The 25,569-nt window shown below is 63.8% G+C and carries 25 protein-coding genes; 12 read left to right on the top strand and 13 right to left on the bottom strand.

Features of this window, described 5'->3' with window-relative positions:
* Nucleotides 1-116: 116 nt before the first annotated feature.
* From ACVILH_RS15500 to ACVILH_RS15490, 3 genes are all read right to left on the bottom strand, one after another.
* Complete coding sequence (locus ACVILH_RS15500; RefSeq protein ID WP_456713669.1) at nucleotides 117-1,694, bottom strand: 2-isopropylmalate synthase; 1,578 nt, start codon at nucleotides 1,692-1,694, stop codon at nucleotides 117-119.
* A 126-nt stretch (nucleotides 1,695-1,820) separates the two neighbouring features.
* Entirely contained in the window at nucleotides 1,821-1,949 is a 129-nt protein-coding gene (locus ACVILH_RS15495; RefSeq protein WP_456713668.1) for a hypothetical protein, read from the bottom strand.
* A gap of 738 nt (nucleotides 1,950-2,687) precedes the next feature.
* Nucleotides 2,688-4,064 (bottom strand): IS30 family transposase, encoded by a 1,377-nt coding sequence (locus ACVILH_RS15490; protein WP_456712550.1) that lies wholly within the window; start codon nucleotides 4,062-4,064, stop codon nucleotides 2,688-2,690.
* 373 nt (nucleotides 4,065-4,437) lie between these two features.
* On the opposite strand from ACVILH_RS15490, the gene ACVILH_RS15485 reads away from it, so the two are divergent.
* Complete coding sequence (locus tag ACVILH_RS15485; protein WP_456713667.1) at nucleotides 4,438-5,172, top strand: alpha/beta fold hydrolase; 735 nt, start codon at nucleotides 4,438-4,440, stop codon at nucleotides 5,170-5,172.
* 29 nt (nucleotides 5,173-5,201) lie between these two features.
* On the opposite strand, the gene ACVILH_RS15480 is transcribed toward ACVILH_RS15485, so the two are convergent.
* Nucleotides 5,202-5,684 (bottom strand): hypothetical protein, encoded by a 483-nt coding sequence (locus tag ACVILH_RS15480; RefSeq protein ID WP_456713666.1) that lies wholly within the window; start codon nucleotides 5,682-5,684, stop codon nucleotides 5,202-5,204.
* A 185-nt stretch (nucleotides 5,685-5,869) separates the two neighbouring features.
* Here ACVILH_RS15480 and ACVILH_RS15475 point away from each other — a divergent pair, with 185 nt between their 5' ends.
* From ACVILH_RS15475 to ACVILH_RS15445, 7 genes are all read left to right on the top strand, one after another.
* A complete protein-coding gene (locus tag ACVILH_RS15475; protein ID WP_456713665.1) occupies nucleotides 5,870-7,429 on the top strand; it encodes a serine hydrolase domain-containing protein in 1,560 nt (519 codons plus the stop codon).
* 164 nt (nucleotides 7,430-7,593) lie between these two features.
* Nucleotides 7,594-7,779, top strand: a complete 186-nt coding sequence (locus tag ACVILH_RS15470; protein ID WP_456713664.1) for a hypothetical protein — start codon at nucleotides 7,594-7,596, stop codon at nucleotides 7,777-7,779.
* Nucleotides 7,780-7,791: 12 nt separating this feature from the next.
* On the top strand, nucleotides 7,792-8,019 hold the full coding sequence (locus tag ACVILH_RS15465; RefSeq protein WP_456713663.1) for a hypothetical protein: 228 nt from the start codon (nucleotides 7,792-7,794) through the stop codon (nucleotides 8,017-8,019).
* Nucleotides 8,016-8,615, top strand: coding sequence for a hypothetical protein (locus tag ACVILH_RS15460; protein WP_456713662.1), 600 nt, complete (start codon nucleotides 8,016-8,018; stop codon nucleotides 8,613-8,615). The genes ACVILH_RS15465 and ACVILH_RS15460 overlap by 4 nt, the downstream gene beginning before the upstream one ends.
* Before the next feature lie 104 nt (nucleotides 8,616-8,719).
* The gene (locus ACVILH_RS15455) at nucleotides 8,720-9,031 is read left to right on the top strand and encodes a hypothetical protein (RefSeq protein ID WP_456713661.1); all 312 of its coding nucleotides are present in this window, start codon (nucleotides 8,720-8,722) and stop codon (nucleotides 9,029-9,031) included.
* 329 nt (nucleotides 9,032-9,360) lie between these two features.
* A complete protein-coding gene (locus ACVILH_RS15450; RefSeq protein WP_456713660.1) occupies nucleotides 9,361-11,676 on the top strand; it encodes a TonB-dependent siderophore receptor in 2,316 nt (771 codons plus the stop codon).
* 17 nt (nucleotides 11,677-11,693) lie between these two features.
* A complete protein-coding gene (locus tag ACVILH_RS15445; RefSeq protein WP_456713659.1) occupies nucleotides 11,694-12,869 on the top strand; it encodes a PepSY-associated TM helix domain-containing protein in 1,176 nt (391 codons plus the stop codon).
* 9 nt (nucleotides 12,870-12,878) lie between these two features.
* Here ACVILH_RS15445 and ACVILH_RS15440 read toward each other — a convergent pair whose 3' ends face one another.
* Complete coding sequence (locus ACVILH_RS15440; protein ID WP_456713658.1) at nucleotides 12,879-13,439, bottom strand: HXXEE domain-containing protein; 561 nt, start codon at nucleotides 13,437-13,439, stop codon at nucleotides 12,879-12,881.
* Nucleotides 13,440-13,516: 77 nt separating this feature from the next.
* Nucleotides 13,517-13,744, bottom strand: a complete 228-nt coding sequence (locus tag ACVILH_RS15435) for a hypothetical protein (RefSeq protein WP_456713657.1) — start codon at nucleotides 13,742-13,744, stop codon at nucleotides 13,517-13,519.
* Nucleotides 13,745-13,870: 126 nt separating this feature from the next.
* Between ACVILH_RS15435 and ACVILH_RS15430 the strand changes: the two genes are divergently transcribed.
* Nucleotides 13,871-14,611 carry a Crp/Fnr family transcriptional regulator gene (locus ACVILH_RS15430; RefSeq protein WP_456713656.1) on the top strand — a complete coding sequence of 247 codons (741 nt, stop codon included), beginning with the start codon at nucleotides 13,871-13,873 and terminating at the stop codon, nucleotides 14,609-14,611.
* A 60-nt stretch (nucleotides 14,612-14,671) separates the two neighbouring features.
* Here ACVILH_RS15430 and mcrC read toward each other — a convergent pair whose 3' ends face one another.
* The 5 genes from mcrC to ACVILH_RS15405 all read right to left on the bottom strand — a co-directional run bounded on the left by mcrC (nucleotide 14,672) and on the right by ACVILH_RS15405 (nucleotide 19,876).
* Nucleotides 14,672-15,808: a 5-methylcytosine-specific restriction endonuclease system specificity protein McrC gene (mcrC, locus tag ACVILH_RS15425; protein ID WP_456713655.1), complete on the bottom strand. Its 1,137-nt coding sequence runs from the start codon at nucleotides 15,806-15,808 to the stop codon at nucleotides 14,672-14,674.
* 11 nt (nucleotides 15,809-15,819) lie between these two features.
* On the bottom strand, nucleotides 15,820-18,027 hold the full coding sequence (locus ACVILH_RS15420; protein WP_456713654.1) for an AAA family ATPase: 2,208 nt from the start codon (nucleotides 18,025-18,027) through the stop codon (nucleotides 15,820-15,822).
* Between the two features lie 109 nt (nucleotides 18,028-18,136).
* Nucleotides 18,137-18,367 (bottom strand): hypothetical protein, encoded by a 231-nt coding sequence (locus tag ACVILH_RS15415; protein ID WP_456713653.1) that lies wholly within the window; start codon nucleotides 18,365-18,367, stop codon nucleotides 18,137-18,139.
* A 572-nt stretch (nucleotides 18,368-18,939) separates the two neighbouring features.
* The gene (locus tag ACVILH_RS15410; protein ID WP_456713652.1) at nucleotides 18,940-19,554 is read right to left on the bottom strand and encodes a CAP domain-containing protein; all 615 of its coding nucleotides are present in this window, start codon (nucleotides 19,552-19,554) and stop codon (nucleotides 18,940-18,942) included.
* A 1-nt stretch (nucleotide 19,555) separates the two neighbouring features.
* The gene (locus ACVILH_RS15405; RefSeq protein WP_456713651.1) at nucleotides 19,556-19,876 is read right to left on the bottom strand and encodes a hypothetical protein; all 321 of its coding nucleotides are present in this window, start codon (nucleotides 19,874-19,876) and stop codon (nucleotides 19,556-19,558) included.
* A gap of 212 nt (nucleotides 19,877-20,088) precedes the next feature.
* Between ACVILH_RS15405 and ACVILH_RS15400 the strand changes: the two genes are divergently transcribed.
* Together ACVILH_RS15400 and ACVILH_RS15395 are read left to right on the top strand one after the other, a co-directional pair.
* Nucleotides 20,089-21,336: a multidrug effflux MFS transporter gene (locus ACVILH_RS15400; protein ID WP_456713650.1), complete on the top strand. Its 1,248-nt coding sequence runs from the start codon at nucleotides 20,089-20,091 to the stop codon at nucleotides 21,334-21,336.
* A gap of 293 nt (nucleotides 21,337-21,629) precedes the next feature.
* Entirely contained in the window at nucleotides 21,630-22,247 is a 618-nt protein-coding gene (locus ACVILH_RS15395) for an LpxA family transferase (RefSeq protein WP_456713649.1), read from the top strand.
* Between the two features lie 508 nt (nucleotides 22,248-22,755).
* Here the strand turns inward: ACVILH_RS15395 and ACVILH_RS15390 are convergent.
* Entirely contained in the window at nucleotides 22,756-23,370 is a 615-nt protein-coding gene (locus ACVILH_RS15390; protein WP_456713648.1) for a carboxymuconolactone decarboxylase family protein, read from the bottom strand.
* Nucleotides 23,371-23,606: 236 nt separating this feature from the next.
* Between ACVILH_RS15390 and ACVILH_RS15385 the strand changes: the two genes are divergently transcribed.
* Nucleotides 23,607-24,053, top strand: a complete 447-nt coding sequence (locus ACVILH_RS15385; protein ID WP_456713647.1) for a GNAT family N-acetyltransferase — start codon at nucleotides 23,607-23,609, stop codon at nucleotides 24,051-24,053.
* A gap of 73 nt (nucleotides 24,054-24,126) precedes the next feature.
* On the opposite strand, the gene ACVILH_RS15380 is transcribed toward ACVILH_RS15385, so the two are convergent.
* On the bottom strand, nucleotides 24,127-25,512 hold the full coding sequence (locus ACVILH_RS15380; RefSeq protein ID WP_456713646.1) for a serine hydrolase domain-containing protein: 1,386 nt from the start codon (nucleotides 25,510-25,512) through the stop codon (nucleotides 24,127-24,129).
* Between the last annotated feature and the right edge of the window lie 57 nt (nucleotides 25,513-25,569).

Raw genomic sequence — 25,569 nt, 5'->3', positions numbered from 1 at the left:
CGGGCTGCGCAACGCGCGAACCCGGAACCTCGAGATAATAGGCGTAGGTGCAAACCAACTTCGGGATTCCGGGTTCAGCCGCTTTCGCGGCTGCCCCGGAATGACCACGCGTGAGGTCAGCTCGCAGCCGCCGCCGAGGCGCCATGCCCCTGCGCGACGTCTCGCTGGCGCTTCATGACCAGCTTGTTCAGCGCGCCGAGATACGCCTTCGCCGAGGCCACCAGCGTATCGGGATCCGCGGCGCGCGCCGTCATCGAGCGGCCGTCCTGCGACAGCCGGACTGAGACCTCGGCCTGCGCATCGGTGCCCTCGGTCACGGCATGGACCTGATACAGCTCCAGCTTGGCCTCGTGCGGCACCAGCGACTTGATGCAGTTGAAGACCGCGTCGACCGGACCGTTGCCCTCGCTCTCCTCGATCTTCGTCACACCATCGATGTCGAGCTTCATGGTGGCGCGCTGCGGGCCGCGGGTGCCGGCGATCACCGACAGCGACAGCAGCTTGATGCGGTCATGGGCGCTCACCATGCCCTCGTCGATCAGGGCCTCGATGTCCTCGTCGTAGATCTGCTTCTTGCGGTCGGCCAAGGCCTTGAAGCGGACGAAGGCGTCCTCGACCTGGTTGCTCGACAGCTTGTGGCCCATCTCCTCCAGCTTGTGGATGAAGGCGTGGCGGCCGGAATGCTTGCCCATCACCAGCGAGGTCTGCTTCACGCCGACCGTCTCCGGCAGCATGATCTCGTAGGTCTGCGCGTTCTTCAGCATGCCGTCCTGATGGATGCCGCTCTCATGCGCGAACGCGTTCCGGCCGACGATGGCCTTGTTGTACTGCACCGGGAACGAGGTCGCCGCCGACACCACCTTCGAGGCATGGGTCAGCTGCGTGGTGTCGATCTTGTTCCAGAACGGCAGCTTGTCGTTGCGCACGCGCATCGCCATCACGACCTCTTCCAGCGCCGCATTGCCGGCGCGCTCGCCGATGCCGTTGATGGTGCATTCGATCTGGCGGGCGCCCGCGCGCACGCCGGCCATTGAATTGGCAACGGCCATGCCGAGGTCGTTGTGGCAATGCACGGAGAACACCGCCTTGTCGGAGTTCGGCACCGTCTCGCGCACGCGCTTGAACAGATCGAAATATTCCTCCGGCACCGCGTAGCCGACGGTGTCCGGAATGTTGATGGTGGTGGCGCCGGCCTTGATCGCGGCCTCGACGCAGCGGCACAGGAAGTCGAACTCGGTGCGGGTGCCGTCCTCGGACGACCATTCGACGTCGTCGGTGTGGTTGCGCGCGCGCGTCACCGAGGAGACCACCAGCTCATAGACCTGCTGCGGGTCCATCTGCAGCTTGTACTTCATGTGCACCGGCGAGGTGGACAGGAAGGTGTGGATGCGGCCGCGCTTGGCCGGGCGGATGGCTTCCGCGCAGCGATCGATGTCCTTGGCGCCGGCGCGCGACAGGCCGCAGATCACCGCGTTCTTCGACCGCTTGGCGATCTCGTTGACGGCCTCGAAGTCGCCGTCCGAGGCGATCGGAAAACCGGCCTCGATGATGTCGACGCCCATGTCGTCGAGCATGGCCGCGATGTTGAGCTTCTCCTCGAACGTCATGGTGGCGCCGGGGCACTGCTCGCCGTCGCGCAAAGTGGTGTCGAAAATGACGACGCGGTCCTTGTCGGACTGAACAGGATTGGACATTGGCTATTCCTCGGAGTCTGAAGGTGGTGCGCTTGGTGCCAGTATCTCTGGAAACTTGGGCGCTGAAGGGTGTTCGGTGTCGAAGCAGCCCCCTGAGTGCCCAGGCGCATCCCGCCCAGCCGGCCCTCAGGGGCAGCTAAGAAGCAGAAGCTCGAGCGCGCCAATCAGGCCGCGAGCAGGCGCCAGCGAGGCGAGCGCGATCGACCGGGCGTCTGCCCCGGCGATGGCCTCGATCTCTGCGCTGCGAATCAGCATTGCCAAACCCTTTGCGAAGACACGAAAATGGTGCGGCAAAACCATTGACGGAATGTTGCCGGGTGTCCTCGACGGTGCTTCTACCGGGAATAAGAGGGCCTCGCAACGCCGAATAAGGGTCAGGAGGGGTGACGTATTGGGGGGCTGGGGTCATGACGCCTGCGCAGCGGCTGCTGCCGTAAGAGCCCGTTCGCATCGACAGACGAGATTCCGAGATTCATTGCAGCGATCTCGCGCCGCACGAGCGGTGCAACCTCTCCCCGCCCCTGCGGGGAGAGGTCGGATTGCGCAGCAATCCGGGTGAGGGGCATGGCACTGACGGAGCCACCTTACAGATCCATCGGACTCGCACGTCGGGCGCTCGATAGCGGCACCACCCGTGCGGCGGCCCCTCACCCCACCCCTCTCAGCGCGAGCGAAGCTCGTCGCGGCCCCGTGAAGAACGGGGAGAGGGAGCGCACCGTGCACTACGCCCGCTCTTATATCTTCAACGACGACACGGAGCTCGACAAACCAGAGTCGCGCATCACGCATGATGGACGTCGTCAACTCAACAAGCATCCGCACGCACCTTTCCATCCCCGCGGCACGTCCGTGCCCGGGCTGATCATCGATATCGAAACCCTCTGCCATTCGAGGGTGCAGGGAAGGCCGGGCGTCTGCCGACACCCGCGGCCCCCGTGCGTGAAGAAATGCACGGGGCAGGAACCACAGGTACGGCCAGGACCTCCGGCGGCCTCAAGCGGTCGTCGCAACATCAAGTGTTTTCATTCCCGACAGCAACTCGTCAAGCGCCTCGGCTGGGGTTTTCCATCCCAGCGTCTTTCTCGGCCTGGAATTGAGCGCTGCGGCCACAGCGGCGATCTCGTCGGCATCGTAGATGCTCAGATCTGTGCCCTTCGGAAAGTACTGCCGCAGCAGGCCGTTTGTGTTCTCGTTGGTGCCACGCTGCCAGGGGCTCCTTGGATCGCAGAAGTAGACTTGGATTTCCGTAGCGATCGTCAAGTCGCTATGCTTGGCCATTTCGGCCCCCTGATCCCAAGTGAGCGAGCGGCGCAGTTCCTTGGGCAAGGTGATGATGGTGCGCGTGATCGCATCGCGTACCGCTTCAGCTCCGTGTCCGGAGAGCGCAGGACCATCTTTCGTACGGGGGCCGTCGTCAAACCCTGGCAACCGTGGAAGGTGCAGGAGCATTGTAAACCGCGTGCTGCGTTCGACCAGCGTGCCGATTGCCGAACTCTCGGAGCCAACGATCAGATCCCCTTCCCAATGTCCCGGCACGGCGCGATCCGCGACTTCAGCCGGACGCTCACTGATCATGATCTCCGGCGAGACGAAGCCTCTGCTGCGCTTCCGCGTGCGCGCTCGAGGCACCCGCAGCGCACGTCCCGTTCGCAAGCAGGCCGTCAACTCGCGATTCAGCGCTCCTCTGCTCTGAACAAAAAGTGCTTGGTAAATGGCTTCGTGACTGATCCGCATCGTCTCGTCATCCGGGAAGTCGATCGGCAAGCGTTGGGCGATCTGCTCGGGGCTCCAGGCTTTTGCCCATCGCCGCTCCTGGTCCGAACCCGCACGATAGGTCTTCCGCCGAGCGCCGCCTGGAGGCGCGACAACTCCAGCCAGCCGTTCTTCAACATAAGTGCGCAAGGCCGCGTTGCTTGCAAGCTTGCTCGGCTTGGGACGCCGGGCCGATCGATCTGCATGCCACTGGGCGGCCGTCGCCCGATAGGCCATCTTGCCGCCATGCGTCGCAGCATTGCGATCGAGCTCACGAGAGATGGTCGAGGGAGACCGATCAAGGCGCCGTGCTATTTCTCGTACAGAATGGCGCTGCGCATGCAGCAGTGCAATCTCTTCGCGCTCAGAAAAAGAGAGGTATCGTCCGGAGAGCGGCTTCGCCGACGGCCTGAACATCGCTGGTACCACGCCGCCTGCCTTTCGAAACAACCGGGGGCCGACAGCATCGGCCAATCCAGCGGCCAGCGCAGCATTCTCGCTGTTCAACCCAGCGGCAATCCCCCGCCAAAATTTCTGCTGTTCCGCACGCCCCGCAACTGGTGGGCGCCCCATCGATCCCAGCTTGCCTCGCGTTGACCATCTCTTTCGAATCCCCATCGCAACCTCCTCATCGAGTGTTGCGACGACCGATTGAATCCGCCTCCCAGCCTCCCCTGCGCAACGGCTTTACGACTTACTTCGCGCTCTCCCCGGGGACCGGCTTGATTGCCCCCGTCACCGCCGCGCTCGTCATGAACGCGAGCAGCTTGACACCAGCTTCGGGGTGCCAGGACCACACGACTTCGCCGTCCGCAAAGCGCCGGTCGTCCACCGTCGCCTCGCGGCCATCGCTCCCCGCACTCCACGTATCGTGACGACGCGTACGCCCCTCTTCGATGAGGCGGGATGTCCGGAGATAAGCACGATATCCGAAAAAAGGAAAGAGAAATTTCGGCCAATACGAAAATCGAGCCTGTGGTAACTTGCGTTCATGACCAACCGCATCTTCCTCCACGGCGTACCGGACACGCCCGCGATCTGGGGCTCGCTGATCGCAGCCCTCGGCGAGACCGTGGCCCTTCCCTGCCTGCCCGGCTTTTGCGGCGATGTGCCGGCCGGCTTCGCCTGCACCAAGGACGCCTACGCCGACTGGCTGGTCGCGCTCATGGAGGCACAGCATGCGGCGGTCGGGCCGCTCGACCTGGTCGGGCACGACTGGGGCGCGCTGCTGGTGCTGCGCGCGGCGTCGCTACGGCCGGAGTTGGTGCGCTCGTGGGCGGTTGCCGGCGGCGCACTCGATCCCAACTATCGCGGACATCGGATCGCGCGGATCTGGAATACGAGGGTCCTCGGTGAGATCTTCATGGCGGTGTCCTCGCAAGCTGCGATGGCGCGGATGTTCCGACAGAGCGGGCTGCCGCCGGAGATGGCTGCACGTGAAGCGGCCGCCTGGCAGGCGCCGATGCGGCGCGCGATCCTTGCGCTGTATCGTTCCGCCGACGGCCTTCGCTTCGGCGGCGACTGGATCGCGCGGCTCGCGAAACTGCCGCGGCGTGGCCTGGTGATCTCGGCCACGCAAGATTCCTTCGTACCCCTCGACACGCTCAGCCGCTTCGCGCACGCGCACGCCGCGCGGCTGCATGTCGAGCAGGACGCCGGCCACTGGAGCATCGTCGAGCGGCCGCAGAGCATTGCGGCGGCCCTGCGGGCGCATTGGGCGGAATGAGAGTCCGTCCAACGCAGATCCGCGTCTCATTATTGCAGAACCGCAGCCAATTCATTCGCGGTCGTCTCGGCGATCTCGGCTTCGGGGTGCTGACCGACACCGTAGACAAACGTCTGCCCCATCACCTGCGTGTGCTTTTCTGTATCCCAGACCCTCAGCACAAGCCGATGCCGGCCGTCCGCTGTCCGCGATGCAAAGGCCAACAGCATGAGGTCGACATGCATTTCGGAGCTCGCTCGAAAGTCCGGAACGCGGTCAATAGATGCAGACAGGACCGGTGGACCGTCGACGACGCGCAGCGACGGCACCGCTTGAAGCCGTTGACGCAGTTGGGCGGTGAGGCGCGCGGCATCATCGCCGACGTCCGACGTCATGGCACGCGCATCGGGCAGCGCAATCACACGCTCGCCATCGGCAAGCGCCGGCAGCACGGAGGCGGTGAGCAAAAGCGCGAGGAACACACCGACATTGAAAGCGAGCAGCAGCCCTGATCGAAACATGCGCGCCAGCATTCCTTTTCGAAATTCCTTTTCGAATTCGATCAGGACACTCTACATTCCTTTTCGAATTCGATCAGGACACTCTACGCCAGCAAAATGCCGCTTTCGCGGCGTGCGCGCCGCGCTTCACACAATCTTTGGTCGCTTACAGTCTTTTGATGTCGTATTCTGAATGTCGCTCATCGGAGACATTCGACATGGCGCGTCTCAGGACTGGCCTCTGGTTGTTGTCGGCGCTGCTGGTGGCGCGGCTGTTCACCGGCGCTGCATTGGCCGAGGACACTGGGCTCGCCCGCTTCCCTCAACCCGACTGGGCGACTGCCACGCCCGAGGACGAAGGGATGGATTCGGCGGCGCTGGCGAAGCTCGTCGCGATGGGCACGGCGATGCGGTTCGACAGCCTGCTGATCGCGCGCCACGGCAAAATCGTGCTCGATGCGTCCTACGCGCCTTACAATGCCGACGAGCCGCACATCATCAATTCCTCGACCAAGGCGGTCGTCGCGACCCTGATCGCCATGCTGCTCAAGGACGGCGTGCTCGACAGCCTCGATCATCCGGTGCTCGACTTTTTCAAGGACCTCAAGATCGACAATGTCGATGCGCGCAAGCAGGCGCTGACGGTGCAGCATCTGCTCAACATGACCTCCGGCTTCGACTGGGACGAAGGCTATAGCGGCGGCGCCGAGACATCGCTCTACGAGATGGGCCGGAGCCCGGACTGGGTGCAGTACGTTCTCGACCGTCCCATGGCGCATGCGCCCGGCGAGACGTTCTACTACAACAGCGGCAACTCGCATCTGCTCTCGGCGATCGTCACGAAGCTCACCGGCAAGAGCGCGGAGGATTTTGCCGAGGCGAGGCTGTTCGGGCCGCTGGGGATCACCGAGCATGCGTGGTTCAAGGATTCCAAGGGAATTTCCGCCGGCGGTTTCGGGCTAGCGCTGAAACCGCGCGACATGGCGAAAATCGGCTACCTCTATCTGCGGCGCGGCCGCTGGGGCGAGCAGCAATTGCTGCCGCCGGACTGGATCGAGGCCGTCAACCACGCCACCGTCAGCATGAATGCGAAGTTCGATCCAGGGCTCTCCTACGCCGATCAGTTCTGGGCGCTGCCGGACAAGCATGTGTTCATGGCGGTGGGCTATCACTGCCAGGTCATCATGGTGATGCCCGACCGCGACATCGTAGCGGTGATGACCGCGCGCGACTTCTGTCCGTTCCGCAAGCTCGCCAATGCCATCGCGGCGACTGCGACGTCGGACAGCGCGCTGCCGGCGGCACCCGAGTCAAATGCCGCGCTCGCCGCAGCCGTCCGCGAAGTTGCGACCGAAGCTCAAGGCCCGGTCGGGGCCGTGCCGGAGATCGCGGCGGCCATCTCGGGCAAGACCTACAGCTTCCCGCCCGGCCCGCTCGGCATCAACACGATCAAGCTCGACCTCACGGGCCCGGATCCGCAGGTCACCTGGGACATCCCCTCGCGGGACCGCGCCGGAGGCACGGTGCATCTGCAGAGCCCGATCGGCCTCGACGGCCTCTATCGCAAGACCGCGCCGCCCCACCCCTGGCAGCCCTTCACCTATCGGGCCATGAAGGGCAGCTGGGCCGATGCCACGACCTTCATGATCGACGCGCAGTTCATCGGCCAGGGCGAGGAGCGCAATTGGCGGCTCAGCTTCGATGGCGACAAGGTGACGTTCAGGACCAAGGGCCGCTACGGCAAGGACGTGGCGGTCGAGGGCCACGCGCTGCCTTGAAGCTCACGATTCGGCCTCGCTCGGGGAACTGCGAAGACCTCGCTCCCATGAAGTCGTGCCGGGAACCCCTCGCACTCCTCACGAACGAGCGATCACGCGACCTGATTAGAACCTCGTTGCATCGGGCACGTTGGTCAAGCTCCTGTCATCACAAGGAGCAGGCCATGACCAAGCCGCCCCCCGTTCCTCCCGAGAACCAGAGCCCGATGGGCACCGGCGATGCGAAAACCGGCAACGCGCATGAAGCGTCGAAGCCGCGCAGTGCCGTGACCGGCAATGCCGATCAGCAGGGCCGCACCGGCAACATCAAGCAGAACACCACCAACCAGGGCTATCAGCAGGACCGCTGAGCGGAGGATTGGATGTCGACCTCGACCAAGACCAAAGCGAGCATTCGCCAGGGCGGACCGGGCGCCTCGCACGAGAATGCCAAGGAGCCGCTTCACATCGACAAGCCCCCGGCCGACGATCCGCAGCGCCGGCACAGCCGCGTGTCCTCGGGCGGCGGCGAGCAGGATTCGCATCATACGCACGAGTCCAAAGCCAAGGGCGGCAACACGCACCCGGCGCATGGAAAGGGCAGCCAATGAGCAACAAGCATCCGAAGATGCCGCGCCCGACCAATGTCGATCTCGTGCGCAATCCGCTGATCGGCGGCTCCAAGGGCGTCACCATGGCGCAGGCGAGCCTGGATGATCTCGAGGAGCTCGAAGGCGCCAACACCATCGAGGGTGACGTCGAGAACGACACCAATGCGCAAGGCGGCATCGACAAGGCGGAGGTGATGGACCGGCGCCGCGGGCCGCCGCAACATGATCGCGACCAGCCGCCGCGGCACAAGGAGCTGCAGGGCCGCAAGACCCATGAGCAGCAGCTGCGCATGCTCGAGCGCAAGCCTGACAATCCTGACTCCGATCAGCTCGCGCGCGAGATCGAGCGCGATCAGGACCGCAGCCGCGTGTTCGACGCCAAGCCGAGCAACGCCGACGGCGCGCCCGCGCCCCGCATCAAGGCGAAGGGCGACGGCTCCGGCGCGATGACCGATCTGCAGGAGGATCTGGTCGGCGACAACATGGTGCTGTCGAACCGCGACAAGACGGAGAGCTCGCGCGAGCGCGGCCAGGATGGACGCTGGGTCGAGACCGAGCAGTTCCAGGATCACAACGACAACCGCGGCCGCGGCTGAGGAAGCGGCTGCGACCAACTGAGACGGCGCTGCGAGCGAAGCGGACGGGAACGGCGGCCACGCGCTGCTGTTGGCTCCGCTCGCAAGCAGAGAAAGGATCAGCCATGAAGACCACGACCACCCTGGCGCTCGCCGCCGCCTTTGCGCTCACGAGCTCGCTCGCTGTGGCCCAGAGCAGCAGCGGCGCCGGCGCCAACACCGGCACCGGCGGCTCGGGCACCGCGACCAGCCCCGGCATGAGTCAGCCGACGGACACCGGCACCACCGGCGCCAATATGGGTCGCTTGCCTGAGGGCACCGACACCAGCGCGACCGGCGGCCGCAGCGGCAGCGCCACCGGCATGAGCGACGGCACCGACAACGGCACCATGGGCACGATGAGCCCGCATTCCGGCACGATCACACCGAAGCGCTGACACAGCGAGGCGCTGATGTCGCCCGCTTAGTTCCGAAAATCGAGACGACCGCGCTTCATCCGCAGTCCGGATGGAGCGCTGTCGTTTGCGCAGGGATCGCGCAGGTTGCTCCATCACGCAGCGCGCCGTGACCACGATCCGCGCGATGCCGCAAAGACGCCGCGCGCAGCACAGCTTCGAACGATTTCCAACAACGAAACACCCGGCGACTTAGAGCTATTCAAGCCAAGGCGCCGTGTTCTTTGCTGCATCGCATTGCTAGACCTCACCTCAAGCGACCCGTTCCCGCGAACGGCGCGACTTGGAAGTGCTGGGAAGTGCAGTGAACGATGACGACGTATGAAGGCCGGCGCGGGGCTCGCGCGCGTACCGGCATAAGCGGCGCAATGGCGCTCGCGAGTGCCTTGACCGCAGAGCTGGTCTGCTCTCCCACCCCTGGACATGCCCAGGCCTCGCTGCCGCCGGTGACGGTGGATGCGCCGGCGCAGAAGCGCAAGCCCGCGAGCGCCGTCAGCGCGCCGCTGCGCCAGGCCAGAGCCACCTCGGCACGACGGGCCACGCAGCCGCCGCCAGCGCCGACGCCGACCCGCGCTGAGCGCGCCGCTGCGGAAGCCGTGGTGCTGAATGCCGCCAAGCTCAATTACCGGGCGATGCCGAGCGCAACGACCTTGCGCACCGGCGCCTCGCCGCTCAACAGCGCGCAATCCGTCAACATCGTGCCCGAGCAGGTGATCAGGGACCAGCTGCCGCGCAACATCGATGATGCGCTTGCCAATATCAGCGGCGTCACCCAGGCGAACACGCTCGCCGGCACGCAGGATGCGGTGATGCGCCGCGGCTTCGGCGACAATCGTGACGGCTCGATCATGCGCAACGGCCTGCCGCTGGTGCAGGGCCGCAGCCTCAATGCCGCGGTGGAGAGCGTCGAGGTGCTGAAGGGCCCGGCGTCGCTGCTCTACGGCATCATGGATCCCGGCGGCATCGTCAACACCATCTCCAAGCGGCCGGAGCTGTATCAGCACGGCTCGGTCACCCTGCTCGGCTCGGCCTATGCCAACAACCGGACCGGCGCCGATGGCACGCTCGACATCACCGGCCCGATCGGCGATGGCGGCCTCGCCTATCGCTTCATCGGCTACGGCGTCAGCGAGGATTATTGGCGCAATTTCGGCCGCCATCGCGAGATGCTGGTGGCGCCGTCGCTGGCCTGGTACGGCGACACGACCACCGTGCAGCTCAACTACGAGCACCGCGAGTTCATCACCCCGTTCGATCGCGGCACCGCCTTCGTCAACGGCGCGCCGCTCGCGATCCCCGCGACGCGGCGGCTCGACGAGCCCTTCAACAACATGTGGGGCCAGTCGGACCTGGTGCAGGCCTCGGTCGAGCAGAAGCTCAACGAGGATTGGAAGCTCAACGCCGCCTACAGCTACAACACCGAGAGCTTCAGCGCCTACCAGCTTCGCGTCACGTCGATCGATCCGAAAACCGGACTCGAGAGGCGCAGCAATGACGGCACCTTCGGCTCGCTGAGCCGGGTCAGCTACGGCACGTCCTATATGCAGGGCAGCTTCTGGATCGGCGGCTTGCGCAACGAGGTGCTGTTCGGCGGCGACGCACAATACCGCACGATCTATCGCCAGGATCTGCTCCGCTTCACTGTGCCGGCCTCGACCCCGTTCAACGTCTACAATCCGGTCTATGGACTGCTGCAGCCGGGCGCGACGGTCTCGGCCAGCGACAGCGACCAGACCGACAAGCTCGGGCAATATTCGCTGTTCCTGCAGGACACGCTGCATCTCACCGACAAATTCGCGCTGGTCGGCGGCGTCCGCTACATGGATTATGAGCAGATCGCCGGCCGCGGCCGGCCGTTCCAGACCAACACCAACGTCGCCGCCGACAAGGTGCTGCCGCTCGGCGGCGCCATCCTCAAGCTGAATGAGCAGCTCTCGCTCTACGCCAGCTACACGCAATCGCTGAAGCCGAACTCGACCATCTCGCCGCTCACCGGCGGCATCGTGCTCGGCTCCAACATCGCGCCGGAGCAAGGCACGTCCTGGGAGACCGGCTTCAAGTTCGATCTCGACAAGCGGCTGTCCGGCACCGTCGCGGTCTATGACATCGACAAGCAGAACGTGCTGGTGTCGCAGCTCAACGGCAACGGCGTGCTGGAATACACCGCCGCCGGCAAGGTGCGCTCGCGCGGCGCCGAGGTCGACGTCACCGGCAGGCTCTCGGACGCCTGGAGCATGATCGGCAGCTATGGCTACACCGATGCCAGGGTCACCGATGATCCGACCTATCGCGGCAAGCGGCTGCAGAACGTCGCGCTCAACACCGCCTCGCTGTTCCTGGTCTATGATTTCGGCACCGCCGTGCCTGGCAAGCTCAGGGTCGGCGGCGGTGCGCGCTATGTCGGCGACCGCGCCGGCGATGCCACCAACAGCTTCGTGATGCCGTCCTACGTCGTCGCCGACCTGTTCGCGACCTACGAGACCAAGCATCAGAACTTGCCGGTGATCTACCAGCTCAACGTCAAGAACCTGTTCGACAACGTCTACTACCCCTCGGCCAACAGCGTGCTCAACGTCGCGGTCGGCGACGCCAGGCGGGTGTCGCTGTCGGCGACCGTGAAGTTCTAGCCGAGAGAGGACGCCGCGTGACGCCCATCCGCATCAAGCCTGCCCTGCTGCAGATCCACTCCATCGTCGGCCTCGTCGCCGCGCTGATCCTCTCGATGATGGGCCTCACCGGCGCCATCATGGGCTTCGAGGACGAGATCCAGGCCGCTCTTAACAGCAAGCTCGCCCACGTCGCTCCGCGCGCCGAGGCGCCGCTGACGCCGGCCGAGCTCGCCGCACGGCTGCAGGCCGATCCCGCGCGCGGCAAGGTCGCGATGATCACGCTGTCGCGCGATCCCGCAGCGGCCGCGCGCGTCCGCTTCGCGCGCAAGGAGGATGGCGGCCATCCCGCCTCGCTGCTGGTCGATCCCTATGACGGCCGCGTGCTCGGCGAGGCCAGTGGCGAGAGCTTCTTCACCACCGTGCGTCATTTGCATCGCTGGCTGCTGCTGCCCGGCGACGGCAACGGCGCCGGCCGGCAGATCACCGGCGCCGCCGTGCTCGGCCTCGTCGTGCTGCTGATCACCGGCATCGTGCTGCGCTGGCCCAAGCGCGCGACGAGCGCGAATGCCTGGCTGAAGCCGCAGCTGGCCTTGCGCGGCCGCGGCCTGCATCGCTCGCTGCACAGCGTGATCGGCACCTGGGTGCTGCCGGTGTATCTCGTGATCGCGCTGACCGGCCTGACCTATTCCTATGCCTGGTACAAGGACGGGCTGACCTGGCTGCTGGCACCGGCCTCGCGGGCCCCGATGCCCACCAAGGCCGCGCGCGGCGGCGGCGCGAATTCCACTGTAGAGGCCAAGCCCGTCGCGCTCGATCTCGTCTGGGCGACGCTGCGCGAGCAGGCCGGCGATCGTTTCGCGGTGATGCAGCTCAGCTTGCCCGCCGGCGGCGCCACGGCGGTGCGCGTGCGCACCTGGCCGAGCGAGGACAATGACGGCCGCCGCGACGAATTCCGCATCGACGGCGCGACCGGCCGGCTGATCTCCGCCGATCGTTATGCCGACAAGACGACCGGCGAGCGCGTGCTCGCGCGCATCCTCGACATCCATCGCGGCAGCATCCTGGGCTGGCCGGGCCAGCTCCTGTTCATGCTCGCCGCCGCGCTGATGCCGCTGTTCGCCGTCACCGGCGTGCTGCTCTACGTCTCCCGGCGCAGGCTGCGGCGGCCGATGCCGCCGCTGACGACGGCGCATCTCGTGCCGGGCGAATAGGCGGCGCGCTCAGGCGACCGCGGCGTGCGACGCACGCCGGATGGCATTGGCCGCGATGATGATGTGGAGCAGCAGCGACAGGCCGAAGCCGAGGGCGTGCTGCGCCAGCGTCGCGGGAATGGTGAGCACGGTCACGAGGCCGAGCGGAATGAACAGGACGATCCCGGTGACCAGGCCGGGATTGTAGCTGCGGAAGCGCAGCGCCGGCCCGATATGGCCGAGCGAGTTGACCAGCATCAGATAGGGCGCGACCAGCGCCCAGCCGGGCCCGGCGATCCACGCCACATAGAGTGCGGCGAGATCGATGCCCCAGACCGCGCCGCAATTGACCCAGAGCACGTCGCCGGTGGTGAGCGCCTCGCGGCCGCCGAACATGACGGTGTTGACGAAGCTGCGGAAGCGGTCGCCGGTGTGCTCCTCGACCTGATGGATCATGTAGCCCGGCGAATGCAGGAAGATCAGCAGCAGCGCCAGCGGCCAGTCGGCCGCGAGCAGCGGCACCAGCGCGAGCAGCGCGGCCGCCATGAACACGGCGCCGGCAACCCAGTGGCGGGCAAGGAGGTCGAGCATCCCCTAGTGATGCGCGACTCGGAAGGACTTGCCAAGCCGGGTTCCCCCGGGGAAGCACCGTGCGTCAGCGTGGACGTCTAGCCCGGCCCCGCGCCGCCGAGCCGCTCGGCGAGCTTCTTCAAGCTCGACTCGGACGGCGGCAGGCTCTGAAACTCGCGGATCGCGCGCGACAGCTCCTGATCGGACATCGGATGCGCCGGCTGCTTCAACCGTCCCTCGCTCAGCGCGGCGGCGATCGTCTCGAGATGCGGCTCGTTGCCGCCGAACAATCGGCGGAGCCGGTAGAGGAACCCAGTGTGGGGCACGGCTGTTCTCCCGATGCGGCGACCGGCAACTCCATCCGCATCCCCTGATACCATGCCGACTTTAGTAGGAACCATCGCGCGCGTCGTCTCATTTGATATGTCCAGAGATCAACGAGCGCGACTTCGATGGATGCCGACGGGATCGATGCCGACAAGATCGTCGTCAACAAGCTCAAGGAGCATTCAAGGCTGTCGGGCGACGACATCGCCGAGATCAAGGATTTCGGCTTCCCGCCCCGCGCGCTGGCCGATCAGGAGGACCTCATTCGCCAGGGCGACGAGCCGGACCGCTCGGTGGTCGTGATCTCGGGATGGGTGGCACGCTATCATTTGCTGCGAGGCGGCGGCCGCCAGTACCTCTCCTTCCATATGGCCGGCGACTGGCCCGATGCGCAGGCGCTGTTCCTCGACCGCATGGATCATGCGGTATGCGCGATCGGCCCGGCGCTGGTCGCGGGCATCCTGCACAAGGAGCTGATGCGGGCCATCACCCGGCGGCCGGCGCTCGGCTTTGCGATCTGGCGCGAAACCTTGATCGATGCCTCGATCTTCCGCGAGGCCATCACCAACAACAGCGCGCGATCCAAGCCGGCACGCATGGCACATCTGTTCTGCGAGCTGTTCTACCGCGCCCGGGCGCTCGGCCAGGTGCAAGACGATCAGCTGCATCTGCCGCTCAGCCTGGTGCAGCTCGGCGAAGCCCTGGGCATGGCGATCGCCACCGTCAACCGCACCCTCGTCGAGCTACGCGCCAGCCGCGCCGCCGACTTCCGCAGCGGCACGCTGACGGTGCACAACTGGCCCCGGCTCTGCGCGATCGGCGAGTTCGATCCCGGCTATCTGCATTTGAAGAAGCAGCCGCGGTGAGCGACCGCACCCAGAGCTCAGCTTGACCCGGTGATCCGACGCATCGAGGGACGTACGCTCTCAAGGACTGTAGAGCTCTTTCGATGAGGCCGGTTCCTGCTGCCGTGACGCCCCGGCATGCCGCAGAGGAATCTCGCGAAGCCGCTTCATGATCTCGGCGGGCTTCAACGCCAGGTTCACCGTGACAAAGCGGATGATGTGCCCCTGAATATGAAACGCTTCATCGATGTCCTCGTCGACCGACGGATAGAGCAGGATCCCCTCGGCCTTGGCGTAGAGCGATCCGCGCTCCGCCTGGGAGCGAAGATACGCATAGATCTGATAGATGTTCGCGCTCTTGAACTTCTCCGCCGCGGACATTCCCCTCGAGAGAATGTTGGTGAATTTCGTATCGAGGACAATCCGGTGATGATTTCCCTGACGAAGGATGATGTCCGGCCTCATGCCCGGCAGGAGCGTCACGTCACCGGACGAGTTCGGCTCGAGCGGCCAGTCCTGGTGTCGTTGCACGCGAACCTTCCAGCCGTCCGACGCATGCAGTTCGTGCCGATAGAAGCCGGCGACCGCCTTCTCGAAGATCTTCCGCAGCAAAATCTCGTCTCGCGCGAGCCTCGACAACCTCGTCTCCCCGGACACCTCGCTCGGCAGAACTCCTGCAAAGACGAGTTGCGCCGTGTTCACCAGAAGGCGGTCCTCCGTTTGATGGCCCGCGATCGTATCTCCTGCGATGTCCTGCTTGCTCGGGAGCGAGGCCGCCACGCCCAGCCGTCCGATGTCATCGCTGAGGCGCAGACAGTTGCTTGCAACGTGTTGATCCCTGACGCGCCCGGCGATCGAGATGAGCGCGCACCGGACCAGGCGGTTGCGCGGAATGTCGAACGACAACTCCTCGAACCTGCAGGCCAGACGCCCGCGCTCCAGATGGCTGCTCGAGAGCGTCGCGAACCAATCGATGCGACCTCTCACGCGTGGGATCACCGCGCTGATGCGCCGATAGCCACGAGACAGGTTCGACCGCAGCCGGCGCTCCGTCACCTTCGCCAGCAATCGGCCGAGAATGTCGACGAGCTCGAGATCATCATCCGTATCGACGCGGCATTGATCGCGGAAATCGGCCAGCTCCGAGGCATAGACGAGCAGCATCCAGAGATTGCGTATCGGAATGCCTGCTTCGCTGCGCCAAATGTCGTCGCTCACGGCAGTCGTTCCTACACGCAGCTTTCCAGCGTCTTGACATGGTCTTCGGCCTTGCGCTTGTCGTCGTACCAATATTCCAGCAGCAATGGCTTGATCTCGGTCGTGATCACGTCGCGGACCCACTCCTTCCATTCGGCCGGAGACGAGTTTGCCAAGGTGTCCGGAGGGGTGAGAAAACTGTGGCCGACATTGAATTGCGATCCGAGATCCTGGGTGATCGCCTTGTTCAACCCGGCCATCGCGAGCCGGACTCTCTCCAGCAACTCATCCGGAGCCCCCTTCGATTTGCAATAGGACTGCCAGGCGGCGCCGAAGCTCGGCTCCAGCGTCAGGAAGGCGAAGCGGCGACGCAACGCGAGATCGACCAGCGCGAGCGAGCGATCGGCGAGGTTCATCGTTCCGATGACGTACAGATTGTCCGGGACATAGACCTGCTCGAACGGGCCCCGCGGGTAAGCCAGCCGGAGACCCTCCTCTTCTTTCCGCTTGTCCCACTCCAGCAAGGTGAGCAACTCGCCGAAGATCTGCGCCGGATTGCCGCGATTGATCTCCTCGATCACCAGCACATAAGGCCTCTTCGGCTCCCGCTTCGCCTGCGTGATAGCATCCAGAAAGGTGCCGTCGACCAGTTCCAGTCCTTTGCTTCCGTCGGGGCGATACCCGCGCACGAAATCCTCGTAGGACAGTGACGGCTGAAACTGCACGGCCATCAATCGCGAGGGGTCCTTCTCTCCAATCAAGGCGTAGCCGAGACGCTTCGCCAGCCAGGTCTTTCCGGTGCCCGGCGGCCCCTGCAAAACCAGGTTCTTCTTGGTTTGCAGGAGCCTGAGCGCTCGTTGGATGCTCGCTTGGTCCAGAAAGCATCCATCGGCGATGATCGTGTTCGCATCATAGGAGCTGCGCGGTCGGTCTTCGTCAGGGACGACGTCCTGAATCTCTACGCTCAGTTCATTCGCCTTGGCATCGATCTTCCATTGCTCTTCGAAATCGGCCGGAAGAACCGAGACATAGGTTTGTCCTTCATCTGTGAGGTACAGGCGTTGACTGCCGTGGACGATCTCCGATCTGAGCAGTCCCGTCACCTTGGCCCATGCGATGATATGAGAGCCCGGCATCGTCGTGGTCCAGGTCGGGACCAGCGATTTCAGCCATCGGGCTGCCTCCATCTGTCCCATCCCTTCAGGATGTTTCGACAGACGAAGCAGGAGTTGCCCCATGCCGAACACCCTGCCGACCAAAGGCGCTCTCAGAATCTCTTCCGGCTCCGTTGCAGATAGCAGTTCGAGGCCGCGCTGCGTTGGCCGAAAAGCTCCATCCACGAGATGAACCAGCCCCAGCCCTCCCGTTGCCTGGGAAATGACAATGGCCGCACTGCTGGCATTGATCTGTGACGCCTCGGTCAGAATGACGTTGATCAGGTCCTCTCGCGTGATGCCATGCTCGGCTTCGCGGACAACGGCAACAAGCACACTGACATTGTCTGCCATCCATGCCAGGCTACGACGCTGTGCGCTGGGCGGCAGCAAGGAGAGCGATGGTCTGTCGCTGGAGGGTACCGGCTTCGCTTCGACGGTCACGGCGCCTTCGTCCGGGCGATCGACGATCTCGCTCCACAGGAACCAGGCAAAGATCGACTGATCGACCTCTTCGGCGACATTGGACGCGTCGCCGACGGCATCTCTGATTCGCTGCCGAATGGCGGCATGCTGGGCGATGAAGTCTCCGGCGAGACGGGGCGCGCCGATCAGGCGCTGCGTCGCCCACACCCGCGGTCCGTCCATGAGACAGGTCATGTCTCTGGGAAACATTGCGGCCATCAGCCGAACCAGACGAGCCATGGGCCTGCGCTTGGCGTGGACTTGATAGACCTTTGCGAGGATCTCATCGAACGCCTCTTGCAGTCTCCGCCCCCGCGTGGAGAGATCGCCCTCCATCGAGGTGTCGCGGATCTCCAGGAGTCTGCTGGACAGCCCGGCGTCGGAATAGGCCTGCTCGACGTTGACGGTCCTGCCCGGGCCAATATTGGCGACCGGATTATCGTCCCAGAGTTTACGCTGAAAGGCCGGATCCAACCATTGCGCCCGCTCGGCGCGTCTGACCAGCTCGACTTGCCCGACATAGCTCTCTCTCCAATCAACCGCCCATGGCTCGTCACGATAGGCTTGGAATGGGCCGTTGAACGCGTCGTGAAGCGCCTTGTCGTTCAGAGTGATCACCATTTTGCAATCATGTCCTCGGATTGGGGGCGGCAAACATAGGAGAGTGTTGGGAAGCAGCACGTCGCGAGACGGCGCTGTCTCGCCGGCGGATTTCATCCGGGCCAGCAGCTCACGTGCTGCGGCGCCCTGTCTTCAGACGCTTGTGGCGAGCCTTCTCGCGTTCATAGGATGGCGTCGAGCGCTTGGTGGGATGACGCTTCTGCTTCAGCTCCTGCAACCGGGCGAGATCTCTCTCGCGCTCACCAGGAACCGCAGCCCCCGTGATGGCTGGCTGAAGCGACCGATCGGGCTTTCGCGCCCGCGAAAGCCGGTTCAGTTTCTCATGATCAATCTCGGTCATTATTCAGCACACCAATTGTTTTTCTTTTTGATCAATCAATGAACCGGCCTGACGCAAACTGACCGGAAAAAGACGTGAGCAGTCTCGAATAATGAGATGAGTCAGAGATAGGTCGCAGGCGAAAAAGCAATCACAAGCTGCGTCCATCGAGTATCAGCGCATCCGGCGACATGATGCAAGGGATGTAGTTGGCCTAGCGTATCATCATTTCGAATGATGACGTTCGGGCAGCATCGCGTTCGCTGTTTTCATGCACGAGCGAGTTCTTGCGTCTTCGAGAAGCGAGCCGCCTATTGGGAGTTCCCTGAAAGGAACAGCATGACGATAGCCGACCCAAGTCGGACAATCATCGCGACGACAGAACTCCTGCAATGCAACAACGATCACACAAAACCGGGAAGTTCCAGCTTCGTCTCGTGCGAGCGCAGCCTTCAGAGACCTCGACTGACAAACAGCGACTGAAAGCTCTGCTCAGCTACAACGACGATGGATAACCCGTCGGCCTCGAGTCTCGCATGCGCGCTCGTCGGTTTTTTCGTCTGGCCTCATCAGACTGCCCAGAACGGCGCAGCTCAGATGCACAGCCCGATTACCTTGATGTTGAGATGGCAGTCCTTCGAGGCGGGAGGCTTGGCGCCCCAGCGCGTCCCGGGCTTGGCGTCGCCCTTGTCCGGTTTGGCGGCGGTCTGCGCCACGACAGACTTGCCCTTGCTCTTCGGATTGCCCTTGGGCTTGTCGGTCTCATAGTCGCCGGCGATCACCATCGCCCAATAGGTGCGCTTGCCGCTGGCGTTGCGCGCGCTGGCGATGCCGACCTTGGTGGCCTTCGGCAGCAACAGGTTCTTGCGATGGCCGGCGGAGTTGATCCACTGCCCGAGCGTCTTGTCGAAATTGTCGTAGCCATAGGCGATGTTTTCGGCGGCGCGGCCGGCCTTCGACGGCGCGACACGGCGCGTGAAGGGGCCGAGCACCTCGTGGCTGAGATCGTCCTTCTCGGCCATCGCCCGCGCCTGCTCCATGGCGATGCGGTCGAGCACGGCATCGCGCGTGACGCGGCCCTCGCCATGCTGGAGGCGGAACGCCGAGATCTGCTCGGCCGGCGCGGCGTCCTGCGCCATCACCACCTGAGAGGACAGCCCGATGATCGCGGCCGCCAGCGCCGCGCGAACCGATCCATATGCCCGCATGCTAGTCCACCATTTCGATCGGATAGACGTCGATCGCCGGCTCCTCATAGGGATGCGCGGCGCGAATCGCGGTCAGCACGGGTTTCAGCCGGTCCTCGGCGCAGACGGTCTCGATGCGGTCCTCCGCAACCGCCTCCAGGCGGCCGACCGCGCCGATGGTCGGCTTCGCGCCGGCGAGCGGCCGGAAGCGGCCGGTGCCGGTCACGGTAAACGAGCAGTAATCATAGTTTCCGATCCGTCCGGCCCCGGCCTCGCCCATCGCGCTGCGCACGGCGTCAGCGTCGGCGGTGGCGACGTAAACGACGATCTTGTAGGTCTTCATGCGCGCCGAACCCGCGGGGATGATCACAGGCCCGTTATCATCGCCGCCGCACTGGCGCAATTTTCACCAGCTCACACCCGGTCACAATCACGCCAGCGCAGCGCGAAACCGCGATGAGCAGCCATTCCGAAACGCGCCTTGTGCATCGCAACACGTACGATACAGATCAGCGTCACCCCCTCTGCCCAGACATATGACGGAAGGCCCGCGCCTTGGCTGATACCAGTGCCGACACCATCGAGATCGTCCGCCACCGGCCGATGGCCTTCACCGAGTTCGTGATCGTCATTGCCGCGATCATGGCGCTGAACCCGCTGGCCATGGACATGATGCTGCCGGCGCTTCCGGAGATCGGCTCGGCGTTCCACATCGGCTCGGCCAACCGGGTTCAGATGGTGCTGTCGGCCTTCATCATCGGCTTCGGCCTCGGCCAGTTCGCGATCGGTCCCCTGTCCGACAGTTTCGGCCGCCGTCCGGTGCTGCTCGGCGGCATGGTGCTGTACGTCATCGCCAGCCTGCTCGCGATCGCCGCGCCGTCGTTCGAGACGCTGCTGCTGGCGCGCGCGCTGGAAGGGCTCGGCACCGCCGCCACGCGCGTGATCGCGACCTCGATCGTGCGCGACTGCTATGCCGGCCGCCGCATGGCGAGCGTGGTGTCGCTGGCGATGATGGTGTTCATCGCCATCCCCGTGATCGCGCCGGCCTTCGGCCAGGCCGTGATGCTGCTGACGCAGTGGCGCGGCATCTTCGTCGTGTTGACCGTCTACGGCATCATCGCGCTGCTCTGGACGATGGCCCGCCTGCCCGAGACGCTGCCGGAGACCGAGCGCAAGCCGTTCTCGGTGGCCGCGATCAGCGGCGCGTTCCGCGCCACGCTGACCAACCGGCAGACGCTCGGCTACGCGCTGGCCGCGAGCGGCATCTTCGGCGCCGTGCTCGGCTATGTGCTGTCGTCGCAGCAGCTGTTCACCGTCTTCTACGGGCTCGGCCACTATTTCCCGCTGGCCTTCGCCGCCATCGCCGTGACCATCGCGGTCGCCGGCTTCCTCAATGCCCGGCTGGTCGGCCGGCTCGGCATGCGGATGATCTCGCATGGCGCGCTGGTCGGCAGCGTCGTCATCGCGCTGATCTGCTTCAGCGCCGCGATGCTCGGTCAGCTGCCGCTGTGGCTGTTCATGACCTTGTCGGCCGGGATGATGTTCTCGTTCGGCCTGATGTTCGCGAACTTCACCGCGCTGGCGATGGAGCCGCAGCGCGCCAATGCCGGCACAGCCTCCTCGCTCTACGGCTCGATCACCACCCTGCTCGGCATGGCCGCGGGCGCCCTCGTCGGCCAGGCCTTCGACGGCACGCCGCTGCCATTCGCCACCGGCTTCCTCGCCTGCACCGCGACCGCGCTCGCCATCGTGCTGATCACGGAGAAGGGCCGGCTGTTCCACGGCTCGGGCAAGCCGGTTTAGGTCTGATCCACAAGATCGACCCGAGCGCCGGGCGCGGTCTCGTTTATCCTCCCATTGGGGAGGCCGCTGCGCAGCCTTGTGTGAAGAGTCTCGCTGCATCGGCTGTCAACCGCACAAGACTTTGACCCAAACCGGACTCGAGCCAGCCCCTTTGACATGTAGCGAAAACTTTCGTCACCCGCACGCTGGCTGATCTTGGCGACGTGGACGAGACCGGTAAACCTGCATAAGGTGTTTTCCGACCTCGCATTCGCCGAGGATTTCAGCCGCGCGGTCACGCGAGACTCCATTCCATGATCGATCCAAGCGCTTTCGTCGCCTCATGGCATTCGAGCAGCTTCGCACGGCACGGATTGGAGCCGTGGCAGATCACCACCCAGGCCTCCGAACTCATTCGCTCAATGATAGCCGGACTCGGTTCCGGCTACGCATTTGAAGGCGATACGGCGGTCCATGAATCCGCGACGATCGAGCCCGGCGCGATCATCAAAGGCCCCGCAATCCTCGGGCCCGGATCGTTCGTGGCGGCAAGCGCATATCTGCGCGGCGGCATATTCCTCGGAGAGGAATGCATTGTCGGGCCGGCATGCGAGCTCAAGACGACCATCATGTTTTGCGCCTCCAAAGTGGCGCATCTGAGTTTTGTCGGCGACTCCATCATCGGCGCCGGCGTCAACATCGAGGCGGGCGCCATCGTTGCGAATTATCGCAACGAGATGGACGACAAGCGCATCAGGATCGTCTGGCAGGAAAGCGTTATCGACACCGGTGTCGACAAGTTCGGCGCGCTGATTGGAGATAACGTCCGAATTGGCGCGAACGCCGTCATTGCTCCGGGGGCTTTGATCGAACCCGGCTTTCGCCTGACGAGGTTAGGCAAGGTCGATCAGCACCCAAATCCGCTTGCCTAAGTCGGGACCTGGCGACCTGCCTATCGAACAAGCGAGCAAGTTATGGCTGGCGATCAAACTCAGAACGGCAAAACAGCTCGGGACTGAGGCTCCGTCAGCCCGCGCCGCCGAGTGTTCGCTGTTGGTGATAGATCGGAAGTGGCTTGATTGAATCGCATATTCCAAAATTGTGAAGGGTTTCGGATGCCGGCCGCATTAACGGCGCGGCATATTCCGGCGACCGGCGTCCGAAACCCTTCACAATTTTGGACCTTCCGCTTGGCACCCGCGATGTCTGCTGCCGGGGTGCAACTGGAAGTTGTCAGCCGCGGCTAGGCCGCTTTTAGCCCGTCACGAACGTCATTTGCGACCACTATCGTTGTCTTATCGCGTAACGGAACGAGATCTCCGGTCGTGTACGCCATCAAGGCTGAGATCTCAGACTTGCGAGCTAGCCGTACAACGCTAAGAGCAGGTCTTGTCCTCAGGCACATAGCAGTGGCGGGTTCATTCGTGTTTTCGAATTGGCTCAATCGGGGAAGCGAGGTAGCTTCTCTTTGGCCGGCACTCGGGCGGTGTTCAGTATCGTTGCTATGAAGGTGTAATAACCACTGATCGCCGCGAGATCGAGGATACCCTTGTCTCCGAAGCGAGATCTCGCCCGGTCATAGGTCGCGTCCGATACGCGCTTGTTTCGCAGAATTTCGACTGTGAAGTCGTAACAAATCTCTTCGTCGGTGCTCATGCCTTGAGGGCGACGACCATCTCCGATTGCGTCAACAGTCTCCTTGGCGATACCGACCTCTAGAGCGATAGGGGCATGCGAACTCCATTCAAAATCCTGCGACCATTCGCGGGCGGCGACGAGAATTACCAACTCGCTCAAGGTGGCGCCGATGGCTGATTTGCGGCGTAGATAGCTTCCCATCTCCCGGGCGGCGATCATCACTTCGGGGCTATACATCATCTTTTCGAAAGGGCCATATGGCGGCCGCTTGATCGCTGCCTTAAATTCCGCAGCAGCTTTTCTTTGGGCATCGTCGTAGTTCGATGGTGGAATTGGCGGCAGGCGTGGTGATTGCGCGGATGCGGGAGTTGCAATACATGAGACAACAACGGCGAGCAGCGCGATGCGAACGTTCACGAAATCCTCCACAGAATGGGTTGCTTATCGATCTACAGCAGGCTTGAAAAACGCGGTAGCCCTGAGCAGATTTCATTCGCGAGCAACCATTAAATACTACTCGTCATAGTCGATTTTGATTCCACGACAAAATCTGCCTTTGCCCCATCTCGGACCTGCTGCCACAACCCTGTCAGCAGAGTTCTGGCAGCTTTAGACCATAAGTGGCTGGACCGATCGGTGAAGGGATAGATAGGATGATTAAGGCCAGTATCGTCGTTACAGACCACATCACTGCGGACATTGAGAGCGCAGTCGGCGGCGGGCTCAATGCTTTTAATGACGAAGTTACGGGCTACAGCGACCGTTTGCCTCTCGCTGTTATCGCCCGAAATCCTACGACAGACGCAATCATCGGGGGCGCTCTCGGCAGATCATCCCTCGGACTGTTGTTCCTGGATCTGTTTTACATTGTTCCAGAGCATCGGCGGACTGGTCTTGGGACTTCAATTCTTCAAACGTTCGAGCAAGAGGGACAACGGCGCGGTTGTATTTCAGCCGTGCTTTATACAATCAGCTTTCAGGCTCCAGCTTTTTACGCTCGCCTTGGATGGAAACGCTTCGGCGAGATTCCCTGCCTGCCAGCGGGTACAAGCCGTGTCTTTATGTCAAAGCGATTGGTCGGCGACGGCCCGTCGCCATGATTGTCTTGTCTTCGCCGCTACCACCAAGGTTTTCTGCCGAAAGTAAGCCATCGGAAAGATAGCCACACGCAGCTTACTGAGGCAGCGCCACGCCCGCGATCTGCATGACGCCAAGCTGGTCGAACAATTCGATCTGCTCACCGTTCAGAACCGGAATGTAGCAGCGGCGTCTGGCCTCCGAGACCACGAGACAGAGCTTGTCGTCCGCGACCGTCCATGTCCCGGCTTCGGGTCCAAGGGACTGGTCCCAGTGCGGATAGGTCATCCTTCCGTCGGGCTCGAAGCGCATCGTGAACGGACCATTTGTGAGCTTGGCACCGAAGCTGATCGTCTTGCCCTTGAATGTCGTGGCCAGGGTCTCACCCGTCGGTCGCTCGCCGGTCGCTGCGCGGAGCGAGGCATCAGGGCCGGGATCATAGCCGCCAGCCTTGAGGATCAGCCAGAACAGCCTGCCCATGCTCCGCATCGACGGCTCGGTGTAGGGCAAGTCGCGGTCGACGCGATGCACTACGACGAGGTCGAGTGCGGGCACGACCAGGGCGAATTGGCCGCCGGCCCCTTGGGCCAAAAAGCTGCCCTCGGGCAGATTCACCGTCGGCGCCATGGCACTGCTCATGAAGCCGATCCACCAGAGATAGCCATAGCCGAACCCGAACGTCGCCCTCGAATAGCTGCGCGTGCTCTCTTCCACCCACGCCTGCGGCACGATCTGCCGTCCGGCCCAATCGCCCTTGTGCAGATAGAGCAGCGCAAAGCGCGCCAAGTCCCGTGCGCTCATGCGGATCGCATAAGCGGGGTGCATCGACGCTTCGCCGCGGACGTAGCTGCCATCCTGTGGCCGGTAGTCCTGCATGCCGATCGGCCTGGCGATCTTCTGGTCGAGCGCCTCGAAGATCCCGGTGCCGGTTGCGTGCTCGTAGATCGTGCCGAGCGTGTTGAAGTCCCAATTCTTGTAATACCAGAAGGTGCCGGGCGGATGGCTGCCGCGCGGCGGTCTCATCCTGGCCATGTCCGGCGTCTCGTACAGCGCCGCGTGGTAGACTCCGGACCGCGCTTCGAGGAGCTCGCGCACTGTCGCGCCCTTCTCGATCGCGCTCAAGCCAGGCGGATGATCGTCGATGCCGAGCTCGCCGAGCGTGCTGTCGAGATTGATCAGGTGATCCGACACCGCGATGCCGATCAGGGCGCTGAGCAGGCTCTTGCGGATGGATGCGAGCTCCATGGGCTTCGTCGTATCGCCCCACTCCGCCACGGCCTTTCCATGCTGAACGATCATGACCGCGCTCGAGCGGATCTGATCCGAAAACGAGCGCGCCTCGGCCAATCCGGCCTCCGACCAGCCCAATTCTGCCGGGCTGACGCGCTGCCACTCGGCGGCTGGGAAGCCGTCTTCGGCTGTGGCAGGGCCGAATTGAATGAGGGCACCGAGCAGCAGGACGGTGAAAACAATCATTCTCATAGCGGCGTCTCTTGTTGGCCCCAAGCCGACACCGGAAGCGATGGCCATTCCGACTGG

Source organism: Bradyrhizobium sp. USDA 4353, from assembly GCF_054063215.1.
This window is presented reverse-complemented; position numbering and strand designations above follow the sequence as displayed.

Excerpts from the sequence above, each read along its gene's own strand:
- ACVILH_RS15500 (WP_456713669.1), bottom strand. The coding sequence starts at position 1,694 with ATGTCCAATCCTGTTCAGTCCGACAAGGACCGCGTCGTCATTTTCGAC.
- ACVILH_RS15495 (WP_456713668.1), bottom strand. The coding sequence starts at position 1,949 with ATGCTGATTCGCAGCGCAGAGATCGAGGCCATCGCCGGGGCAGACGCC.
- ACVILH_RS15490 (WP_456712550.1), bottom strand. The coding sequence starts at position 4,064 with ATGGGGATTCGAAAGAGATGGTCAACGCGAGGCAAGCTGGGATCGATG.
- ACVILH_RS15485 (WP_456713667.1), top strand. The coding sequence starts at position 4,438 with ATGACCAACCGCATCTTCCTCCACGGCGTACCGGACACGCCCGCGATC.
- ACVILH_RS15480 (WP_456713666.1), bottom strand. The coding sequence starts at position 5,684 with ATGCTGGCGCGCATGTTTCGATCAGGGCTGCTGCTCGCTTTCAATGTC.
- ACVILH_RS15475 (WP_456713665.1), top strand. The coding sequence starts at position 5,870 with ATGGCGCGTCTCAGGACTGGCCTCTGGTTGTTGTCGGCGCTGCTGGTG.
- ACVILH_RS15470 (WP_456713664.1), top strand. The coding sequence starts at position 7,594 with ATGACCAAGCCGCCCCCCGTTCCTCCCGAGAACCAGAGCCCGATGGGC.
- ACVILH_RS15465 (WP_456713663.1), top strand. The coding sequence starts at position 7,792 with ATGTCGACCTCGACCAAGACCAAAGCGAGCATTCGCCAGGGCGGACCG.
- ACVILH_RS15460 (WP_456713662.1), top strand. The coding sequence starts at position 8,016 with ATGAGCAACAAGCATCCGAAGATGCCGCGCCCGACCAATGTCGATCTC.
- ACVILH_RS15455 (WP_456713661.1), top strand. The coding sequence starts at position 8,720 with ATGAAGACCACGACCACCCTGGCGCTCGCCGCCGCCTTTGCGCTCACG.
- ACVILH_RS15450 (WP_456713660.1), top strand. The coding sequence starts at position 9,361 with ATGACGACGTATGAAGGCCGGCGCGGGGCTCGCGCGCGTACCGGCATA.
- ACVILH_RS15440 (WP_456713658.1), bottom strand. The coding sequence starts at position 13,439 with ATGCTCGACCTCCTTGCCCGCCACTGGGTTGCCGGCGCCGTGTTCATG.
- ACVILH_RS15430 (WP_456713656.1), top strand. The coding sequence starts at position 13,871 with ATGGATGCCGACGGGATCGATGCCGACAAGATCGTCGTCAACAAGCTC.
- ACVILH_RS15420 (WP_456713654.1), bottom strand. The coding sequence starts at position 18,027 with ATGGTGATCACTCTGAACGACAAGGCGCTTCACGACGCGTTCAACGGC.
- ACVILH_RS15415 (WP_456713653.1), bottom strand. The coding sequence starts at position 18,367 with ATGACCGAGATTGATCATGAGAAACTGAACCGGCTTTCGCGGGCGCGA.
- ACVILH_RS15410 (WP_456713652.1), bottom strand. The coding sequence starts at position 19,554 with ATGCGGGCATATGGATCGGTTCGCGCGGCGCTGGCGGCCGCGATCATC.
- ACVILH_RS15405 (WP_456713651.1), bottom strand. The coding sequence starts at position 19,876 with ATGAAGACCTACAAGATCGTCGTTTACGTCGCCACCGCCGACGCTGAC.
- ACVILH_RS15395 (WP_456713649.1), top strand. The coding sequence starts at position 21,630 with ATGATCGATCCAAGCGCTTTCGTCGCCTCATGGCATTCGAGCAGCTTC.
- ACVILH_RS15385 (WP_456713647.1), top strand. The coding sequence starts at position 23,607 with ATGATTAAGGCCAGTATCGTCGTTACAGACCACATCACTGCGGACATT.
- ACVILH_RS15380 (WP_456713646.1), bottom strand. The coding sequence starts at position 25,512 with ATGAGAATGATTGTTTTCACCGTCCTGCTGCTCGGTGCCCTCATTCAA.